Raw genomic sequence first — 14,298 nt, 5'->3', positions numbered from 1 at the left:
CATCGTGACTGTCATCGACCTGGAGTCGTACGAGGATGCCCTCGCGACGTACGACCCCGTCATGGGCCTCGAGGTCCATGTGGAGCTCGGCACCAAGACCAAGATGTTCTGCGGGTGCTCCACCGAGCTCAAGCAGGACGCGAACTCGCAGACCTGCCCGGTCTGCCTCGGACTGCCGGGCGCGCTGCCGGTCGTCAACGAGATCGGCGTCGAGTCCGCCGTCAAGATCGGGCTCGCGCTGAACTGCGAGATCGCCGAGTGGTGCCGCTTCGCCCGGAAGAACTACTTCTATCCGGACATGCCGAAGAACTTCCAGACCTCCCAGTACGACGAGCCGATCGCCTTCGACGGCTATCTGGACGTCCAGCTGGAGGACGGCGAGATCTTCCGCGTGCAGATCGAGCGGGCGCACATGGAGGAGGACACCGGCAAGTCGACTCACGTCGGCGGTGCCACCGGCCGCATCCACGGCGCCTCCCACTCGCTGCTCGACTACAACCGTGCGGGCATCCCCCTCATCGAGATCGTCACCAAGCCGATCGAGGGAGCGGGCGCACGCGCCCCCGAGGTCGCCAAGGCGTACGTCGCCGAGCTCCGCGAGCTCATCAAGGCGCTCGGCGTCTCGGAGGCCCGGATGGAGATGGGCCAGATGCGCTGCGACGTGAACCTGTCGCTGCGCCCGCACGGCCGCGAGACGTTCGGCACGCGCTCCGAGACGAAGAACGTGAACTCGCTGCGTTCCGTCGAGCGTGCCGCCCGCTTCGAGATCCAGCGTCACGCGGCGGTGCTGAACTCCGGCGGGACGATCGTGCAGGAGACCCGGCACTTCCATGAGGAGGACGGCTCCACCACGGCCGGCCGCATCAAGGACAACGCCGAGGACTACCGCTACTTCCCCGAGCCGGACCTGGTGCCGGTCGCCCCTGCCCGCGACTGGGTCGAGGCGCTCCGCAAGGAGCTTCCCGAGCTGCCCCGGCTGCGCCGCAAGCGGCTGAAGGAGGAGTGGGGTGTCAACGAGCACGACATGCAGTCCATCCTCAACGCCGGGGCGGTCGACCTGATCGTCGCGACGACGGAGGCGGGCGCCCCGTCCGACCAGGCACGCAAGTGGTGGATGGGCGAGCTCGCCCGTAACGCCAACGAGACCGGCCGCAGCCTGGACGAGCTGCCGGTCACCCCGGCGCAGGTCGCCCGGGTGGCGGAGCTCGTCGCCGCCGGTGACCTCAACGACAAGCTGGCGCGCCAGGTCCTGGAGGGTGTCCTCGCGGGCGAGGGCGACCCGGACACCGTCGTCGAGAAGCGCGGCCTGAAGGTCGTCTCCGACGAGGGTGCGCTGTCCACCGCCGTCGACGAGGCCATCGCGGGCAACGCCGCCATCGCCGACAAGATCCGCGGCGGCAAGGTCGCCGCGGCCGGCGCTCTGGTGGGCGCGGTCATGAAGGCCACCCGTGGCCAGGCCGACGCGGCGCGTGTGCGTGAGCTGATCCTGGAGAAGCTCGGCGTCGAGGGCTGACCCCGGCACGCCCCTGGGGGCGGCGCACCCGTTCACCGGGTGTGCCGCCCCCTTCGCGCTGCCCCGGGCCGGCCTGCGGGACGTTCACCACCAGGCCGTACGGCGGTCTTCCCGTAGCCACCCGGCATGACTAGCTTCCGACCGTAGACACGGAATCGGGAGGCTCACTTGACCACGGACATGTCACGCCGGCGGCTCTTCGCGCTCGGGGGCGGTGCGCTCGGCGCCGCCGCGGCGGGATCGTTCCTGCCCCCGTCGCTCCAGGCGGCGATCGCCGCGCAGCCCGCGGACGTGCGCTCCGGCGGTGCGGGGCTGGACGCCATCGAGCACGTGGTGATCCTGATGCAGGAGAATCGTTCCTTCGATCACTACTTCGGCACGCTGCGCGGAGTGCGCGGCTTCGGTGACCGCAACGCGATCGAGCTCCCCTCCGGCCGGCCCGTCTTCGAACAGCCGGGGCCGGCGGGCGCGACCGTGCTGCCGTTCCCCGTGCGCGAGGCCGCGGAGGCGCAGAAGAAGGACCTGCAGTACATCGGCGCCCTGGACCACTCGTGGAGCGGCGGCTCCAAGGCGTGGGCCGACGGCTGGATGAACGGCTGGGTCACCGCGAAGACCGCCGCCACCATGGCGTACTACGACCGCGGCGACATCCCGCTGCACTACGAACTCGCCGACACCTTCACCGTCTGCGACGCCTACCACTCCTCGATCCACACCTCCACCAGCCCGAACCGCAACCACCTGTGGAGCGGCAGGACGGGCGACGAGCCGGACGGCAGGCGGGCCGTCGGCAACGACGCGTACGACGAGGGCACCCACCCCGGATACGACTGGGGCACCTACGCCGAGCGGCTGGAGAAGGCCGGGCGGAGCTGGAAGACGTACACCGAGTGGGAGAACTTCACCGACAACCAGATCGAGTTCTTCGCCACCTTCAAGGCCATCGCCCGCAAGGCCCTGGCGAAGACCGGCGGCCACACCTACATGGAGTCCTTCTACGCCACCGTGCGCGACGCGGACGGGGCCGCCGAGCGGGAGCGGCTGCTGGGCCTGCTGGACGAGGGCGTCGCCGCCCTGACGGCAGCCGAGCGCAGCCTGTTCGAGCGGGGGCTGCGCCGGGTCGAGACGGGCACGCTCGCCGACGAGTTCGCCAAGGACGTTGCGGCGGGGACACTGCCCGAGGTCTCCTACCTGGTCCCGTCGGCGGTCGATTCCGAGCACCCGAGCGTCTCCTCGCCGGTGCACAGCGCGACCGTCGTGTACAAGATCCTGGACGCGCTCGGCAAGCACCCCGATGTGTGGCGGCGCACCGTCGTCCTCATCAACTACGACGAGAACGACGGGTTCTTCGACCACGTGCCGCCGCCGGTCGCGCCCGCGGAGGTGACGGAGGAGCACTGGGAGGGCAAGCCCACCGGGCTCGGCGTGCGGGTGCCGCTGCTGGTCGTCTCCCCGTGGTCCGTCGGCGGATACGTCTGCTCCGAGGTCTTCGACCACACCTCCGTGATCCGCCTCCTGGAGCGCTGGACGGGGGTGGAGGAACCCAATATCGGCGACTGGCGGCGCCGGGTCACCGGGGACCTCACCTCGGCCTTCGACTTCACCCGTGCGCGGCGGAAGCCCGAGACGGAGCCCCCCGCCGCGATTCCCCCGTTCGGCGGACGCTGGCAGCCGAAGCCGCCGGCCGTCCAGCACATGCCCGTCCAGGAGGCCGGCACCCGTCCGGCCAGGCCCCTGCCCTACCAGCCCGACGCACAGGCCAGGCGCGTGACCGGCGGACTGCGGCTGGACCTCGGCAACACCGGCAGGTCCTCCGCGCACTTCACGCTCTACCCGTACGCGGGTGAGTTCCCCGCCCCGCAGCACCGGGACGTCAGGGGCACGGCACGGTGGGCGGTGCCGGTGACCGGTGAGGCGTACCGCTTCACGGTCACCGGTCCGAACGGCTTCCGGCGGGAGTTCGAGGGCGCGTCCGACGGTGGCGCGGAACTCGCCTCCCGCATCGACGCCCACGAGCGGGACCTGTACCTCACGCTGCGCAACAACGGCAGGCGGACGCTGACCTACACCGTGCGGCCCCTCGGATACGTCGACGAGGACGACCTGCGGAACTGGACCCGGACGGTCCAGGTCAAGCCCGGGCGCAGCCGTACGGTCGTGCACTCGGCGGCCGACGCCCACGGCTGGTACGACATCGAGGTGACGGCAGACGAGGCGGGCTCCTTCCGCCGCCGGCTGATGGGCCACATCGAGAACGGCCGGGCGAGCGTCACCGGCTGACGGGCAGGAAGAGGGCGGTGGCGGCCGCCGTACGACGAAAGGGGCGAAGTCAAGCCATGTGACCATGGCCACGAAAGCGGCGAATGGTGAGGAATGGCTGAAAGAGTGTGGCTCCCAGGTCATGCGACGTCGTGGGATGTTCCCGTTATATCCCCCTACGGTCCACGAACCCCAGGAGCGCCTTTGCCGGCCGCCATCGCACGCTGGTGTCTCAGGCACCGCCTCGCCACCGTCCTCGTCTGGCTGTCCGTCCTCGGGGGCGTGGCGACCGTGGCCGGGCTCGCGGGGTCCGCGTACTCCGTCGACTACGAGGTGCCGGGCACCGAGTCCGGCCGTGCCGGCGAGCTCCTGCAGAGGGGTTTCGACGACCTCGGCGGCGAGACCGGCACCGTCGTCTGGCACACCTCCGGCTCCAGCGTCCGCGACGCCGGCGTCGAGCGGACGATGACCGGGACACTGCGCGAGATCGGCGCCCTGCCCGGCGTCGGTGACGTCGCCGGCCCCTACGGGGCCACGGACCACGGGCGGATCAGCGCGGACGGGCACACCGCCTACGCGACGGTCACCTTCGACCACCGGGCGGGGGAGACCCCGCCGGAACAGGCGCAGGCCGTCGTCGACACCGCGCAGCGGGCAGCTGGCGAAGGGCTCCGGATCGAACTCGGCGGCGCCGCCGTGGCGTCGACCGAGGCGCCCGCACTCCATCTGAGCGAGGCCGTCGGGGTGGCCGTCGCCGCGGTCGTCCTCTTCCTCGCCTTCGGCTCGCTCGCCGCGAGCCTGCTGCCCATCGCCACCGCACTCGTCTCCGTCGGCACCGCGTACGCGGGCATCGTGCTGCTCGGCCATGTCATGACCGTCGCCGACTTCGCGCCGATGCTCGGGATGCTCATCGGGCTCGGCGTGGGCATCGACTACGCCCTCTTCATCGTCACCCGGCACCGGCGGGGCCTCCGGCACGGCCTGCCCGTGCCCGAAGCGGCGCGGAACGCCGTCGCGACGACGGGGCGCGCCGTCGTCTTCGCCGGAGCCACCGTCTGCGTCGCCCTGCTGGGCATGCTGGTCCTGCGGCTGGGCTTCCTCAACGGGGTCGCGATCGCCGCCTCCCTCACCGTGGTGCTGACCGTCGCCGCCTCCGTGACCCTGCTGCCCGCCCTGCTCTCCTTCATCGGCATGCGGGCCCTGAGCCGCCGTGAGCGCGCCCGGCTGACCGAAATGGGGCCGCAGCGCGAACGCGCCGCCGGCTTCGCCGTCCGCTGGTCGGCCTTCGTGGAGCGGCGCCCCCGACTGCTGGGAGCGGCGGCCGCCGCCGTCATGGCGGTGCTCGCGCTGCCCACCCTCTCCCTGCACCTGGGCACCTCCGACCAGGGCAACGACCCCGCCACGGCCACCACCCGCCAGGCGTACGACCTCCTGGCAGACGGGTTCGGACCGGGCGTCAACGGGTCGCTGACCGTGGCAGCCCACCTCGACGGAGCCGACGACCGGCTCGCCCTGGACGGCCTGCCCGCGGTGCTGCGGGACACCGAAGGTGTCGCCGAGGTGAGCCCGGTGACCTACAACGGCAGCGGCGACACCGCCTTCCTGACCGTCGTCCCCGACTCCGCCCCGCAGTCGCAGCGGACCAGCGAACTCGTCGACCGGCTTCGCCACGACGTCCTGCCGGCGGCCGGGGACACCACCTCGCTCCGGACGCACGTGGGCGGGGTGACGGCCTCGTACGACGACTTCGCCGCGGTCATCGTCGGCAAGCTGCCGCTCTTCGTCGGGGTCGTCATCGGGCTCGGCTGCCTGCTCCTGCTGCTGGCGTTCCGCTCCCTCGCCGTTCCCCTCAAGGCCGCCGTGATGAACGTGGCCGCCGTGGCCGCTTCCTTCGGCGTCGTCGTCGCGGTCTTCCAGTGGGGATGGGGGAGCGAGCTGCTGGGACTCGGCAGCGCGGGCCCCATCGAGCCCTTCCTCCCGGTGATCATGGTCTCGGTGCTCTTCGGGCTGTCGATGGACTACCAGGTCTTCCTCGTCGGACGGATGTACGAGGAGTGGCTGGAGACCGGTGACAACCGACGGTCCGTACGCGTCGGCCTGGCCGAGACCGGCCGGGTCATCAACTCGGCCGCGGTGATCATGATCTCCGTCTTCCTCGCCTTCGTCCTCAGCGGCGACCGCGTCATCGCGATGTTCGGCATCGCGCTCGCCGCGGCCGTCGCCCTCGACGCCTTCCTCCTGCGCACCCTGCTCGTGCCCGCGCTGATGTACATGCTCGGCGGCGCGAACTGGTGGCTCCCCGCCCGGCTGGACCGGCTGCTCCCGCATGTCGGCATCGAGCCGCCCGACCGCACGGCACCACATGCGAGGATCCCGGGGGAGCGCGCGGGAGACGAGGCCCGGCCGGGCCCGCAGCGCGTTCACTGAGACGGCACGAAGACCGAGGAGATCCACTGTGTTCACGGTGCCACTGGGAGACGACGGAGCGGAGCTCCGCCCGATCGAGCCATGGCAGGCCGAGGAGTTCCTGGCCCACATGGGCCGGGCGCGCGGCCTGGTCGACCCCTGGATCCCGTTCGCCGCGGCCGCCACGGACCTCACGTCCGCACAGGCCCTGCTCCAGCGGTACGCGGACAAGCAGGCGGCCGACACCGGCCGGCTCTACGGCATCTGGCTGGACGGCACGCTGGTAGGCGGCGTCCTGTTCCGGATATTCGAGGCGAACACCGGCAACTGCGAGATCGGCTGCTGGCTGGAGGCGGCCGCCGAGGGCCGCGGCCTCGTCACCCGGGCTTCACGGAAGCTGATCGACTGGGCCTTCGACGTACGGGGCATGCACCGCGTGGAGTGGGTCGCGTCCTCGGCCAACAGGCGCAGTGTCGCCGTCGCCGAACGGCTCGGCATGACCCGTGAGGGAGTGCTCCGCGAGGCGTATCCGTACCGCGGCAAACGTCATGACCACGAGATCTGGGCCGTTCTGGCGCCCGAATGGCGGAACGCGCGGAGCTGAGGCGCCGCTCTTAAGGAGGTTCTCATCCGGGACCCCTAGCGTGCGGCGCATGAACACCTCCCCCACCACTCCGACCACAGACGACACCGAGGAGAAGAAGGCGGCCGAAAAAACCGCCACCACGCCGGGCGTGACGAAGCAGGCCGGGCCGGCGGAAGACGCCGCACCGGACGCAGCCGCACCGGGTGCGACCGAGTCGGACGTGACCGCCATGGACGTGGCGGCGACGGACGCGGCCGCGGAGGACGGCCTCGAGACCGACCTGGAGCCCGACCCCTACGCCGAGGCCGAAGCGGCAGCGGCGTCCGGGGCCGGAACCGGAGCCGCGGCCGTCGTGGCCGCCGGGCTGGGCGTCATCTCGCTCTCGGGCGCCTGGACCGGCCGTGTCGCCGCCGAGCGCGAGACCCTGGTCGGCCAGATCAAGACCTCCGGCGGCACCGGCAGCGCCGCCCAGCAGATCTCCGAGATCTACGGCGACGCGTGGCACAGCACCGCCCTCGTCAACGGGGTCTTCGCGCTGCTCGCGCTGCTCGTCGGCGTCTTCGTCCTGGTCCGGCCCTCCTTCGGCACCCCCACCCTCGTGCCGCAGGCGGGCTGGGTCCGCTCCGTCGCCATGGCGGGCATCGCCCTTGGCGTCCTCGGCCTGCTGATCTCCGTGGGCATGTACCTCGACCTCTTCGTCGCCCTGCCGTCCGCGGCCGGCTGAGTACCTGGCCGCTGCGTCGGACCGCCGGTGACGGCCGGTCTAAGGCATCCGCCACCCGGGCCTAAGGCCCCCCACCCGCTGAGATGCGGCACTCGCCCGATGTGGCGGCGACCCCTGACGGACGAGAGTGGGGGCACGGCAGGAAGCCGTGCCCCCCTTTCCGTACCACCAGGGAGAACACCATGTACGAGTACGAGATCCACCAGCTCGCCGTCGCCGAGCTGATCCGCAGGGCCGAGGAGCAGCGGACCGTCCGTCAGGCGGTGCTCGCCCGCCGCGCCGCCCGCCGTTCCGGACGGCACGACACCGAAGGGCGGGTGGGAAAGAACCGGAACTGGTTCGTCCGTGCCGCGTAGCGATGGGACCCCGAAAAACGGTCGCCGGGGTGTCGTACGCGTATGCGATGCTCGGCGGCGTGGAGACCAACACCGTCAGCCCCGTCTTCGTCGGCCGAGCCGGTGAACTCGCCGCGCTCACCGAGTCGCTCGCCCGCACCGCCGCCGGGGAACCGCAGGCGCTGCTCGTCGGCGGCGAGGCGGGCGTCGGCAAGACCCGGCTGGTCGAGGAGTTCATCAGGGCGGCCTGCCGCCGGGACGCCGTCGTGGCCGTCGGCGGGTGCGTGGAGATCGGGGCCGACGGCCTGCCCTACGCTCCGTTCGCCACGGCGCTCCGCGCCCTGCGCCGGTCACTCCCGGAGGAGCTGACCGAGGCCCTGGCCGGGCAGGAGGGCGAGCTCGCCCGGCTGCTGCCCGAGCTCGGCGAGGCCGACCGGGCGCCGGACGACGAGCACGGCACCGCCCGGCTGTTCGAGCTAGCCGCCCGGCTGCTGGAGCGCGTCTCCGCCACCCGCACGGTCGTCCTCGTCCTGGAGGACCTGCACTGGGCGGACGCCTCCACGCGCCATCTGCTCGCCTACCTCTTCCGCACCCTGCGCAGCGGCCGCCTCGTCGTGATCGGGACGTACCGTGCCGACGACGTCCACCGCCGCCACCCCCTGCGCCCGCTCCTCGCCGAGCTCGACCGGCTCCGCACGGTCCGCCGGATCGAACTCGACCGCTTCAGCCGCGCCGAGGTCGGCCGGCAGCTCACCGGCATCCTCGCGATGGTCCCCGACGCCGCGCTGGTCGACGACATCTTCGAACGCTCCGACGGCAACGCCTTCTTCGTCGAGGAACTCGCCCGCAGCGTGGAGTGCTGCGGCGACAGCTCCGGGCTCTCCGACTCGCTCCGTGACCTCCTCCTGGTCCGCGTCGAGGCGCTGCCCGACGACGCGCAGCGGATCGCCCGGATCATCGCCGAGGGCGGCTCCACGGTCGAGCACCCGCTCCTCGCCGCCGTCGCCGGCCTCGCCGAGGACGACCTCGACGAGGCACTGCGGGCGGCGGTCGGCGCCAACCTGCTGCTGCCCGCCCCCGACACCGACGGATACCGCTTCCGCCACTCCCTGGTCCGCGAGGCCGTCAGCGACGACCTCCTGCCCGGCGAACGCACGCGCCTCAACCGCCGCTACGCCGAAGCACTGGAGGCCGACCCGTCCCTCGTACGCGCCGACGAGCGCGCCGCACGCCTCGCCAGCTACTGGTACGCCGCGCACGACGCGGTCAGAGCGCTGCCCGCCGTGCTCCAGGCGGCGGTGGCGGCCCGGCGCCGCTATGCGTACAGCGAGCAACTCCGCCTGCTGGAACGAGCCATGGAGCTCTGGGACGACGTGCCCGACGAGGTGCGCGCCACCCTGCGCCCCCTCGACCACGCCGAGGCCTACCCGGGGTGCGGCTGCGATCCGGCGGACCCGCTGGGCTACCTCGACCTGATGGCCGAGGCCACGGTGTCCGCCCGCTTCGGCGGCGACCGCGAACGGGCCCTGGCCCTCGCGAAGAAGGCACTGCGCATCCTGGACCGGGACCGGGACCCGCTGCGCGCCGCGTGGTTCTGGGTGCAGCGTTCCCTCCTGATGCAGAGCCTCTCCCGGGGGGACGGCCGACAGGAACTGGCCACCGCCGAGGACCTGGTGCGGGGCCTGCGGCCGTCCGCCGTGCACGCCGACGTCCTCGCCTCGGTCGCCGGCTGGGGCGCCCTGCACCGGCCCGGACCCGAGACGCTCGTCGCGGCCGACCGGGCCGTGGAGTACGCCCGGCTCGTCGGCGAGGAGTCCATCGAACTGCACGCCAGGCTCACCCGCGGCTGGCTCACGATCGACGCGGGCGACGTCGAGGAGGGCATCGCAGAGATGTACGCCGTCCGCGACCGGGCCGAGGAGCTGCATCTCGTGGGCGTCATGAGCCGCGCCGCCGTCAACCTGCCCTCCTCGCTCGAATCCTGCGGCCGCTCCCTGGAGGCGGTGGCGGCCGCCGACCACGGCATACGGATCTGCCACAGCCACGGGGTCCCCGAGTCCGAGGCCTGGGCACGGGCCAACCAGGCGCAGTCGTACTACTCGCTGGGGCACTGGAAGGAGAGCCGGGCCGCCGCGGAGGCCGCGGCCCCGCTGGCCCGGTCCCGCAAGTCGAACGCCCTGGTGGCCGCCCGCCGTACCGACCTGGCTCTGGCCACCGGGGACTTCGAGGAGGCAGAGGAGCAACTGGCCCTGAACCGACGTCACCTCGGGCACGAGACGCAGCCGCAGCACCTGATCTCCCCGGTACGGCACTCCATGGTCATCGCCGCCAGGAAGGGCATGCTCCCCGAGGCACGGGCCGCGTTCGAGGCGCAGTCCGACACAGGACTCCCGCCGGGAACCCAGCGGTACTCCCTGTCACTGCTCGCCACAGCCGCCGCGATCGAGGCCGACGCCCGCGGGCTGCCCGCCACGGACCCCGGACGGCCGGCGATCCTGGAGCGGATCCGGGGCCACCTCAAGCGGCTGCCGATGCTGGTGCCCGTCTGGGCGGCGTACGGCGTGCTGATCGAGGCCGAACTGGCACGGGCGGAAGGGGCGGACACCCCGGACCACTGGTGCCGGGCCGCCACCGCCTTCGCCCCGCTCCAGCGCCCCTACGAGCTGGCCCGGATCCGCCATCACTGGGCCGAGGCGATCCTCACCGCCTCCGGTGACCGGACACCCGCGGCGGGACTCCTGCGGGAGGCCCACGCGGTCGCCGTACGCCTCGGGGCACGGCCGCTCACGGAGAGCGTCGAGCTGCTGGCCGGCCGGGCCCGTATCGCGCTCACCGGGCCTGACGCCGCCGCCGAGGGCGAAGACCCGCCGACCGGGCCCGCCCCTGCGGTGGGCGCCATCGAGTCGTTCGGGCTGACCTCGCGGGAACAGGAGGTGCACCGGCTGGTCGCGGCGGGCTACACCAACCGCCGGATCGCGGAGGAGCTGTACATCTCGCCGAAGACCGCCAGCGTGCACGTGTCCAACATCCTGGCCAAACTCAGCGTGTCCAGCCGTGGCGAGGCGGCAGCCCTGGCGCACCGCTTCCGGCTGTACGCGGCGGGGTGAGACCGGCCGGGCCCGGAGCCCCCGCTACCGCACCTTGAGGAGCAGGATCCTGTCGTCGCCCGGCTTCGCGGAGCCACGGCCGTCCGTGTTGCTCGTGACCAGCCACAGCTTGTCGCCGCCGGCGGCGAGCACCGTGCGCAGACGGCCGTACTTCCCCTCCAGGAACGCCTGGGGAGCGGCGAGAGGTTCACCGTCCGCCTTGCCCGACAGCGGGATCCGCCAGAGCCGCTCACCCCGCAGGCCGGCCATCCAGACCGAACCCTCGGCGTACGCGATACCGCTCGGCGAGGCCTCGGAGGTCTTCCACTGGGCCGCCGGGTCGACGAACCCCGCCTTCCCCTGCTCGCCCTCGGCCTCGGGCCAGCCGTAGTTCTTGCCCGGCTCGATCAGATTCAGCTCGTCCCAGGTGTCCTGGCCGAATTCCGATGCCCAGAGCCGCTTCCCGCTGTCCCAGGCCAGGCCCTGCACATTGCGGTGCCCGTACGAATAGACCAGCGAGTCGGCCTCGGGGTTGCCGTGCAGCGGCTCGCCGTCGGGCGTCATCCGGAGGATCTTGCCCGAGAGGGACGCCTTGTCCTGGGCGAGGCCGGTGTCGCCCGTCTCGCCCGTACCCACGTACAGCATGCGGTCGGGGCCGAACGCGATCCGGCCGCCGTTGTGGACGGTGCCCTTCGGGATGCCCCGCAGGATGGTGTCCGGCGCCCCCAGCTGCTGTCCCGCGGGCTTCCTCTCGTCGTACTGGAGCCGGACGACGCGGTTGTCCGACTCGGTGGTGAGGTACGCGTAGACCAGGTGGTCCGCGCCGTAGGTCGGTGCGACGGCGAGGCCCAGCAGGCCGCCCTCACCCGCGGGCGCGACCCCCGGCACCGAGCCCAGCAGGGTCTTCCTGCCGCTCTCCCCGTCGACCCTGGTGACCGTCGCCTCGTCACGCGAGGAGACCAGCAGGTCGCCCCCGGGCAGTGCCGCCAGGCCCCAGGGTGACGCGAGGCCGTCCGTGAGCGTCTTCACCACCTCGACCGAGCCCTTGGCCGGCGGCAGGTCCGCCGACGGGCTCGCCGAGGCCGGGGGAGCGGACGTGGCGCTCGCCGCGGGCGAGGAGGCGCCCTCACCGGCCGCGGGGCCGTCGTCGGACGAACAGGCGGTCAGCAGGAGTAGTGAGGCCGAGGCGAGCAGGGCCACCACCCCCTTGCGCAGCACGGGAGTTTGCACAGCACCGATCCTTTCGAGGGTCGCACGACTATGTTCTTACACCGCCGCTCCGCCCCGGGATCCCGGTCTCCGCCAATTCTCCCGCCCCGGAGCCGGGCCGTCCTGCCGGGCCGGCCGTCTCAGTCCCACGACCCGCGGGCACGCGGCAGCCCGGCTATCTCGGCCAGGTCCCGGTCCGTGAGCGCCAGTCCCGCCGCCCCCGCGTTCTCCACGGCCCACTGCTCCCGCTTGGTGCCCGGCACGGGCACCACATGGCGGCCCTGCCGCAGGACCCAGGCCAGGGCCACCTGTGCCGGAGTGGCGCCGTGCCGCTCCGCGATCCTGCGCAGCCCCGCCACCACCGGCTGGTTGGCCGCCATCATCTCGCCCGTGAAGCGGGGGTGCCTGGCCCGCGGGTCGTCCGGCTCGAAACCCTGGCCGGGCTTGAGCGTGCCCGTGAGATAACCGCTGCCCAGCGGCATCGCCGCGAGGACCCCCACACCCCGGGCCGAGCACCACGGCAGCAGATCCTCCAGTGCCTGGGGCGACCACACGGAGAGCTCCGCCTGGACCGCGCTGACGGGAAAGACCTGCTGCATCCGCTCCAGCTGCCGGATGGTCCCGTCGTGCATCCGAGCCCCAGGCCCGCGCCCGGCCCTGGCCCCCACCGCGCACAGTCCGAGCGCCCGCACCTTGCCCGCCGTCACCAGGTCCGCCATCGCGCCCCAGGTCTCCTCGACGGGCACCTCGGGGTCCGCCCGGTGCAGCTGGTAGAGATCGATCACATCGGTCTGGAGCCGTCGCAGGGAGGCATCACAGGCACGGCGCACATAGCCCGGACGCCCGTTGGCCACGATGTGCTGATCCCCCACCAGCAGACCGCACTTGGTGGAGAGGAAGGCTTCGGAGCGGCGGCCCTTGAGCGCCCGGCCCACCAGGAGTTCATTGGTGAAGGGCCCGTACATGTCGGCGGTGTCGAGCAGTTGGACGCCCGCGTCCAGCGCGGCGTGCACGGTCCGCACCGAGCGGTCACCGCGCTGCTGCGACGTGCTGTACGCCCAGCTCATCGGCATACAGCCCAGCCCGACCGCACCCACGGCGAGTGCCGCCGCACCGATAGTCCTGCGCTCCAACTCCCCGAACCCTCCCTCGGCCCATGATCACGGGCCACCAGCACCCCAAAGTAACCTCTGCGGCTCCGCGCCCTTCGCATAGCCTCCTGACCATGACTTCTACATCTGCTTCCGACGTATGGCTGCCGTTTCCCGCCGATGAGATCGACGGCCTTCCCGAGGGTCTCGACTACCGCTTCTGGGACGGCGGCCGGGACTACCCCGCGGACCCCGCCGACTGCGCCTTCTACGTCGTTCCCTACATGAAGGGTTCCGAGGTCGCGGTCCGCCCGCTCGACGGGATGAAGGCCGTCCAGGTCGTCCAGACCCTCTCCGCGGGCATCGACCACGTGGAGCCGGGGCTCGGCCTGCTGCCCGCCGGGGTGCGGCTGTGCAACGCCAAGGGCGTGCACGAGGCTTCGACGGCCGAGCTGGCACTCGCCCTGATCCTCGCCTCGCTCCGGGGGTTCCCCGGCTTCGTGCACGGCCAGGACAAGGAGGAGTGGCGGTCCGGCTTCTATCCGGCGCTCGCCGACAAGTCCGTTCTCGTGGTGGGATACGGATCGATCGGCGCGGCCATCGAGGACCGGCTCGAACCCTTCGAGTGCGCGCGGGTGGTGCGCGTCGCGCGCTCCGAACGGACAACCGCGCGCGGCCCCGTGCACGCGCTCGACGAGCTGCCCGCCCTTCTCCCCGAGGCCGACATCGTCATCCTGTCCACCCCGCTGAACCCTTCCACGCAGGGGCTGGTGGGCCCCGGCTTCCTCGCCGCGATGCGCGACGGCGCGCTGCTCGTGAACGTCGCGCGTGGCGCCGTCGTCGACACCACGGCCCTGCTGGCCGAGCTCGAGTCGGGGCGACTGCGCGCCGCGCTCGACGTGACCGACCCCGAACCGCTGCCCGCCGGCCATCCTCTCTGGCATGCTCCCCACACACTGATCACCCCCCATGTGGGCGGCAGCACCTCCGCGTTCCTGCCCCGGGCCAAGCGCCTGCTGGCCGGACAGCTCACCCGGTTCGCCGCGGGAGAGCCGGTCGCCAACCTCGTACTCACCACCGGCTGACCAC

The 14,298-nt window shown here is 72.3% G+C and carries 10 protein-coding genes; 8 read left to right on the top strand and 2 right to left on the bottom strand.

The features are described from left to right. Window positions 1-4: 4 nt before the first annotated feature. The 7 genes from gatB to ACZ32T_RS18160 all read left to right on the top strand — a co-directional run bounded on the left by gatB (window position 5) and on the right by ACZ32T_RS18160 (window position 10,930). Complete coding sequence (gene gatB, locus ACZ32T_RS18190; RefSeq protein ID WP_467367756.1) at window positions 5-1,513, top strand: Asp-tRNA(Asn)/Glu-tRNA(Gln) amidotransferase subunit GatB; 1,509 nt, start codon at window positions 5-7, stop codon at window positions 1,511-1,513. Window positions 1,514-1,681: 168 nt separating this feature from the next. Further along, the gene (locus ACZ32T_RS18185; RefSeq protein WP_467367754.1) at window positions 1,682-3,793 is read left to right on the top strand and encodes a phosphocholine-specific phospholipase C; all 2,112 of its coding nucleotides are present in this window, start codon (window positions 1,682-1,684) and stop codon (window positions 3,791-3,793) included. A gap of 183 nt (window positions 3,794-3,976) precedes the next feature. Continuing rightward, entirely contained in the window at window positions 3,977-6,199 is a 2,223-nt protein-coding gene (locus ACZ32T_RS18180) for an MMPL family transporter (protein ID WP_467367752.1), read from the top strand. 28 nt (window positions 6,200-6,227) lie between these two features. Continuing rightward, complete coding sequence (locus ACZ32T_RS18175; protein ID WP_467367750.1) at window positions 6,228-6,782, top strand: GNAT family N-acetyltransferase; 555 nt, start codon at window positions 6,228-6,230, stop codon at window positions 6,780-6,782. A 49-nt stretch (window positions 6,783-6,831) separates the two neighbouring features. Further along, on the top strand, window positions 6,832-7,488 hold the full coding sequence (locus tag ACZ32T_RS18170; protein ID WP_467265818.1) for a hypothetical protein: 657 nt from the start codon (window positions 6,832-6,834) through the stop codon (window positions 7,486-7,488). A 182-nt stretch (window positions 7,489-7,670) separates the two neighbouring features. Continuing rightward, window positions 7,671-7,844 (top strand): hypothetical protein, encoded by a 174-nt coding sequence (locus ACZ32T_RS18165; protein WP_467367748.1) that lies wholly within the window; start codon window positions 7,671-7,673, stop codon window positions 7,842-7,844. 47 nt (window positions 7,845-7,891) lie between these two features. Continuing rightward, a complete protein-coding gene (locus tag ACZ32T_RS18160; protein ID WP_467368039.1) occupies window positions 7,892-10,930 on the top strand; it encodes a helix-turn-helix transcriptional regulator in 3,039 nt (1,012 codons plus the stop codon). A 24-nt stretch (window positions 10,931-10,954) separates the two neighbouring features. Here ACZ32T_RS18160 and ACZ32T_RS18155 read toward each other — a convergent pair whose 3' ends face one another. Together ACZ32T_RS18155 and ACZ32T_RS18150 are read right to left on the bottom strand one after the other, a co-directional pair. Continuing rightward, window positions 10,955-12,139 carry a PQQ-dependent sugar dehydrogenase gene (locus tag ACZ32T_RS18155; protein ID WP_467367746.1) on the bottom strand — a complete coding sequence of 395 codons (1,185 nt, stop codon included), beginning with the start codon at window positions 12,137-12,139 and terminating at the stop codon, window positions 10,955-10,957. A gap of 119 nt (window positions 12,140-12,258) precedes the next feature. Then, the gene (locus ACZ32T_RS18150; RefSeq protein ID WP_467266235.1) at window positions 12,259-13,215 is read right to left on the bottom strand and encodes an aldo/keto reductase; all 957 of its coding nucleotides are present in this window, start codon (window positions 13,213-13,215) and stop codon (window positions 12,259-12,261) included. Window positions 13,216-13,343: 128 nt separating this feature from the next. Between ACZ32T_RS18150 and ACZ32T_RS18145 the strand changes: the two genes are divergently transcribed. Beyond that, window positions 13,344-14,294: a 2-hydroxyacid dehydrogenase gene (locus tag ACZ32T_RS18145; RefSeq protein WP_467367744.1), complete on the top strand. Its 951-nt coding sequence runs from the start codon at window positions 13,344-13,346 to the stop codon at window positions 14,292-14,294. Window positions 14,295-14,298 lie beyond the last annotated feature (4 nt).

The sequence above is a fragment of the Streptomyces sp. NPDC023573 genome (assembly GCF_055559735.1).
The sequence above is the reverse complement of the archived record's forward strand: the minus strand, read 5'-3'. Positions and strand labels throughout refer to the sequence as shown.

Coding starts and splice junctions, on each gene's coding strand:
- ACZ32T_RS18145 (WP_467367744.1), top strand. CDS start 13,344: ATGACTTCTACATCTGCTTCCGACGTATGGCTGCCGTTTCCCGCCGAT.
- ACZ32T_RS18160 (WP_467368039.1), top strand. CDS start 7,892: ATGCTCGGCGGCGTGGAGACCAACACCGTCAGCCCCGTCTTCGTCGGC.
- ACZ32T_RS18170 (WP_467265818.1), top strand. CDS start 6,832: ATGAACACCTCCCCCACCACTCCGACCACAGACGACACCGAGGAGAAG.
- ACZ32T_RS18165 (WP_467367748.1), top strand. CDS start 7,671: ATGTACGAGTACGAGATCCACCAGCTCGCCGTCGCCGAGCTGATCCGC.